Annotated in this window: 5 protein-coding genes; all 5 read left to right on the top strand. The window is 36.2% G+C overall.

Annotated elements, in window-relative coordinates:
• Window positions 1-88 precede the first annotated feature (88 nt).
• The 5 genes from OZD61_RS00735 to OZD61_RS00715 all read left to right on the top strand — a co-directional run bounded on the left by OZD61_RS00735 (window position 89) and on the right by OZD61_RS00715 (window position 5446).
• The gene (locus tag OZD61_RS00735) at window positions 89-481 is read left to right on the top strand and encodes a cytochrome d ubiquinol oxidase subunit II (protein WP_274979479.1); all 393 of its coding nucleotides are present in this window, start codon (window positions 89-91) and stop codon (window positions 479-481) included.
• 166 nt (window positions 482-647) lie between these two features.
• Window positions 648-1532 carry a GTPase Era gene (era, locus tag OZD61_RS00730; RefSeq protein WP_274979478.1) on the top strand — a complete coding sequence of 295 codons (885 nt, stop codon included), beginning with the start codon at window positions 648-650 and terminating at the stop codon, window positions 1530-1532.
• Window positions 1525-2346 carry a 3'-5' exonuclease gene (locus OZD61_RS00725; RefSeq protein ID WP_274979477.1) on the top strand — a complete coding sequence of 274 codons (822 nt, stop codon included), beginning with the start codon at window positions 1525-1527 and terminating at the stop codon, window positions 2344-2346. Before era ends, OZD61_RS00725 begins: the two co-directional genes overlap by 8 nt.
• Before the next feature lie 207 nt (window positions 2347-2553).
• Complete coding sequence (locus OZD61_RS00720; protein WP_274979476.1) at window positions 2554-4497, top strand: WD0745 family porin; 1944 nt, start codon at window positions 2554-2556, stop codon at window positions 4495-4497.
• A gap of 436 nt (window positions 4498-4933) precedes the next feature.
• Window positions 4934-5446, top strand: a complete 513-nt coding sequence (locus tag OZD61_RS00715) for a baseplate hub domain-containing protein (protein ID WP_274979475.1) — start codon at window positions 4934-4936, stop codon at window positions 5444-5446.
• Window positions 5447-5473: the final 27 nt, after the last annotated feature.

The raw sequence follows: 5473 nt of genomic DNA, 5'->3' as shown, positions 1-5473 counted from the left end.
CTTGCAAATGATTGTCCTTTCCTTCATTTCTCTCCTATTACGAAGATTTTAAACAGGTTCTTATACGCTTGGTTTTGTAGGTATTTTCATGGGACTAGTGAGTGTAGTGACACCATTTTTAAATGAACGTATTAAAAACTTTTGGTTTAGTATGCCAAATTTTTATTATTTATTTTCTATTCCATTACTCACATCTTGGCTATTTTTCATGCTGTGGTTTGATCTTCAGAATACTAAACGGGAGTACCGTCCATTCTTTCTCAGTATTGCTATTTTTTTTATGGGATATTTAGGTTTAGGAATTAGTATCTACCCATGGATTATACCTTTTCAATATACCATTCTGGATGCAGCTGCTTCTGGGCCAAGTTTATCTTTAATGCTCATTGTTATAATACCGCTTTTACCAATCATTTTAACTTACACTGGTTATTGCTATTATGTCTTTCGTGGAAAATCAAATTATGAACACACATATTAAGGAGTTAGTGACCTTACGGTTAAAACGTTACCCTTAAATCAAGCAGTCGTTCTGGCAATGGCGTCAACTTAAGAGCCTTCATTAGCAAATCCTCCTATGGATTTTCTGACTTCTTGTCATATAAGTAGCTTGACGCTGACATTCAGTTTTCTTTATAATTTTCTTTGTGAAAGAACAAAAATGCTTATTTGTAACGATAGCTGGCTTACCAAATGCTGGGAAGTCTACATTAATTAACAGCATCATAGGCAAGAAAATTGCAATTGTCACCCCTAAAGTGCAAACAACAAGGACGCAAATAAGGGGTGTTGCAACGTGCAACAACACACAAATTGTTTTTACTGACTCCCCAGGAATTTTCTCAGCAGAAACAAAACTTGAAAAAGCTTTAGTCAAATCTGCATGGTCGGCAGTTAAGGATAGTGACATCACTTTGTTGCTTGTTGATGTAAGCAATTATTTGAAAAATATAGAAAGAATTAAGACTATATTTATGCGGCTGCAGCGCACAAAAGGCAGATGCATTTTGGTTATCAATAAAACTGATTTGGTAAAAGGGCCTGAATTAAAGATGGCGCATGAGCATCTGAATTTGCTTTATAAATTTGAAAAGGTTTTTATGATATCAGCATTAAAGAATGATGGACTTTCTGATTTGATGAATTACTTGTCTGAAGTTGCATCGGTGAGCCCCTGGTTTTATGAAGAAGATCAAATAACCGATTCCTCGACAAATTTTTCATCAGCAGAAATTACGAGAGAAAAATTATTCTTGAACTTGCGTGAAGAATTGCCATACTCTACAGCTGTTATAACTGAACAATTTGAGGAAAAAAAGGATAAGAGTTTAGTCATCAAACAGATCATATTTGTGTTGAAAGATAGTCATAAAAAAATAGTGCTAGGAAAAGGTGGCAGTAATATTAAAAAAATTAATATCGAAGCGCGTGCTGAACTAGAAAAATTATTTGAGTGCAAGGTACACCTCTTTTTATTTGTGAAAGTGCGACCTTGGATCGACCGTCCGGAGGAGTATATAGGCAATGCTTAATTCTTTATTGGTATTTGATATTGAAACTATACCAGATGTAAATTCCTGCAAAAATTTACTCAATATTAGTGATGATAGTAGTGTAGAAGAGAAGAGGGATGCATTAACAAAATATCATCTTGAAATAACAAACGGGCAAAACTCTTTTCTGCGTCAGCCTTTTCACCTTGTTGTAGTTATTAGTTTTTTACTTTGCAATATAGGCTACCAGAGTGGTTATGAGGTGTTCACACTGCAAGAAATAAGATCTGGAGGCACACTAAATTCCAGTGAAAAGGAGCTAGTGAAAGGATTTTTTAACTACATATCAGAGAAAAAGCCAAGATTAGTTTCGTTCAACGGACGCACTTTTGATATACCAGTGCTGAAGTATCGTGCTATGGTCCATGGCATTCAAGCAGAATATTTTCATAAAGCTGGCGATAAGTGGAATAGTTACAATCAGAGATATAGCAGTGATTGGCATTGTGATTTGCTTGAATCCCTCTCTGATTTTGGAGCTTCTGCGAGAGTAAAAATGAACGAAGTTTGTGCAGCATTTAATCTTCCTGGTAAGATTGGAGTTGATGGGTCACAAGTTATGGGCTTATACGATAGCGGCAAGATACAAGAGATTCGAGATTATTGTGAAACAGATGTAATTAACACTTATTTGATTTACTTAAGGTTCATGCATCATCAGGGAAGGATTACTACTGAAAGCTACAACAAAAGTGTGGAAGAGCTACTTTTAGAGTGCGAAAAAAAAGAATACCTAAAGAAATTTAAAGAAGAATGGCAAATAACTTGTGGTGGAAAAATTTTACTTCCATAGAATAAATAGTCGAGTTATGATGCACTAGCAAGCGAACCTCTGTACTAGATTTTGGTTAATATACACGTTGAGCATATTAAGAAAGTTGCTTTTAAGGTATTGCATTTTACTTTTATTTTCGTTATAAGGTTGCTTTAAGTTGAATTTTCAACATTTTTATACTATTTACATTTAAGATATGATTTCGAAATTTTTTGGGGGCACTTCATGAAAAAGTCTATGTATACTAGAACTGCTCTAGTTTCTTTATTAACTTTATGTTCTTTCAGCAGTTTTGCAGCTGACTTTCCTGATGAGAGTATGAAGGAAATAAAAAAGCAAGAGAGCACAAAAACTTCTGGAAAAACAGAAGTTATGAAAACATCAAATAAAAAACTGAAAGAAAAGATGGACAGAATATGTAATGCTGATCCAAGAAAAAAAGCTGAAGAGCTTAAGAAAAAAGAGGAGATCAGGCTAGCAAATGAGAAAAAAGCAAAGCTTATAGAGGATTCAAAAGCGAAAGCTCTAAACGCTAAGAATTCTAATATAGAAAAAGGTAAAGTTTCAAAAACTAAGCGTTCTAAAACTAAGAATGCTAAAGTTGAAGCTAAAGATGTAAAGAAGGATATAAAAGTTGTTAACAAAAATACAGAGGAAAAAGGTAAGGCAAGTCCTGTTGTTTCAGTTGGTGGAGTTGATATTATCGATACCAATCAAGGGCAAAGTAATTTAAGAATAACTTTTGGTGGTGTTGTTGATGCTCAAGGTTATGGCAAAGCTGGACCAAGTGGCGCAAATTATAAACGTTATAACGTTATGCCAAACAGATCTACAGAGTATTATAATGCCACTCCAGATATAACAAAAGGAGCAAATCCAATATTCTATGAAGGAATAGGAAATATTGGTGATTACAGCAACGATATGGGTATGATTGCTGATGCAATATTGCACCTCAGAGCAGAAAATAAGAATGAAGATTTAGGTCTTCTTTATGGTGCTGACGTGCAGTTTCATGTTCCAGTGACCGAAGGTAAGGGAGCTTCACAGGGTGTTTGTGCTGCAAAAGGCAGAAGTGCGCATGTGTTTGTTAACTCAAAATATGGTGACGTGAAGCTTGGTTACCAATTTGGTCCTGAGGCTCTGATGAGGCTTGATGCAACAAGAATTGCGACTGTTGACGGAGCTGCAGATAGTGACTGGTTCAGAAAAGTGAACTTAGAAGGAAGCGCTGCTAGCTTTCCATTTTATGTAACACCACGTCTTTACACTGAAAGTTTTTCGAGTGAAAGTGAAAAATTCTCTTTCCGTATGGCAGGGAAATATAACAAAGGCGTTATGACTACACTGCCGTTTAGAGTTGCTTACTACTCACCAAATTATATGGGCGCAAGATTTGGTATCAGCTACTCACCTCGTTATGATAGTGGTTTGTTTACTGTAAAAGAAACAGTTTCAGAAGATAAAGGCGGTAAGATAGAACATAAGGAAACGATAAAGCATGTCGGCCCAGACTATGAGCACATAGTAAGTGCTGGTGCATCATATGAATATGACTTTGATAAACATAACATAAAAGTTAAAACTTCTGCAGTTGGTGAATATGGCTTTCCAAAGCGACCAAGTAAAGATAAGCATCTTTATAAGGAATTTGTGGAGTATAATGACCTGATGGGTGTTAATTTTGGTGTAAGCGCTGATTATAAGATTAATGAAGATCAAGGCGTAAAGTTTGCTGCCTCTTTTGCATACTTGGGCAAATCTGGTCAACCGAAGGGTATTAAAAAATTAATTGGTGATACCTATACGGAAATTGATAGTAAAGATGCTACTGATGGCAAAAGAGTGGAAGGGCTGAAAGCGCAATTTGGTAAAGATAGTATAGATACCATGTATTGGACTGTAGGAGCTGGGTATCAACATGAGAATATCTACACAAGTTTGACGTATTTTGGCAGCAGAATGAATGACAAAGATACGCTTCATGATGGTGCACTTGGCGTTCAATATGATCTGTCTCCTGCATGCAGTAAGAACAAATTTGTTCCTTACGCAGCTCTCCATTATTTTATGACTAACGAAACAGGTAAGCTGAAAGATGAGTCTGATGCTGATGTACCTTCTAACCAAGGAATTCTCCTTCTTACTGGTGTGAAGTTTTCTTTCTAACCAGCCAGTACACACCACAGTTAACTGTGGTGTATTCTTGTCTGTTAGTGTTTATTTGTTGATCAAATAAACATATGGTGTCCTCTCTCCTTTCATCCCAGTGCGTGACACACAACTGTACGGACATTGTGATTTGAGGACACTCCACCAAGGAGGATGTCATCCCAGTGCCCAGACACTGGGATCCAGCTTTCCGTGCAACTTCATCAAAAGCGTTTGTTCAGCATAAGATCAGCCACTTTTTATGCTCACCAAATCAGTTTGCTTACTTACAAGCAAAATTTCCTGGATTCCAGTGTCAAGCACTGGAATGACACCCTATGGTCACCGGAATGACGCTTTATGGCTACTTAGATGATGAGAAAAGAACACACTGCCCTTATTCTACTGGCCGTATAGCTACTTTCAAATTTAATCAATTAAGCAGGAGGCCCCTATGCAAACCACACTAAAAAATCATTTAGCTGGAGAATTACTTACCACTGCTACGTGCTGGAAATTAAAGCTCGCAGGTGGAGAAGTAATGGGATTCACTGACTATGATGAAGACTTAAATATTGATAATATACTCTATAAATCTTCAAGTGGATTTACAGCCAGTAGTATAATATTAAACAGCGATTTAAAGACTGATAATTTGGAAATTGAGGGAATATTAAATAGTGTTGATATCAAAGAAAAAGATGTTTTATCAGGAAAGTACGACTTTGCAAATATTGAGATATTTCTTGTGAATTATAAAGACTTGACCCAGGGAACAATGAATCTACATTCAGGAATTTTTGGTAAAGTGACATTAAGTAGTGGAAGATTTATTGCTGAAATTAGAGGGCTCTCAGCAAAGCTTGAGAGAAGCATAGCAAAATTATACTCTCCTGCATGCAGAGCACAATTTTGCGATGATAAATGTAAGAACCTGTTTAAAATCTTCGTAATAGGAGAGAAATGAAGGAAAGGACAATCATTTGCAAGCTGG

The sequence above is a fragment of the Wolbachia endosymbiont of Drosophila bocki genome, assembly GCF_028982005.1.
GTDB classification, from domain to species: domain Bacteria; phylum Pseudomonadota; class Alphaproteobacteria; order Rickettsiales; family Anaplasmataceae; genus Wolbachia; species Wolbachia pipientis.
The sequence above is the reverse complement of the archived record's forward strand: the minus strand, read 5'-3'. Positions and strand labels throughout refer to the sequence as shown.

Excerpts from the sequence above, each read along its gene's own strand:
- OZD61_RS00735 (WP_274979479.1), top strand. The coding sequence starts at position 89 with ATGGGACTAGTGAGTGTAGTGACACCATTTTTAAATGAACGTATTAAA.
- OZD61_RS00725 (WP_274979477.1), top strand. The coding sequence starts at position 1,525 with ATGCTTAATTCTTTATTGGTATTTGATATTGAAACTATACCAGATGTA.
- OZD61_RS00720 (WP_274979476.1), top strand. The coding sequence starts at position 2,554 with ATGAAAAAGTCTATGTATACTAGAACTGCTCTAGTTTCTTTATTAACT.
- OZD61_RS00715 (WP_274979475.1), top strand. The coding sequence starts at position 4,934 with ATGCAAACCACACTAAAAAATCATTTAGCTGGAGAATTACTTACCACT.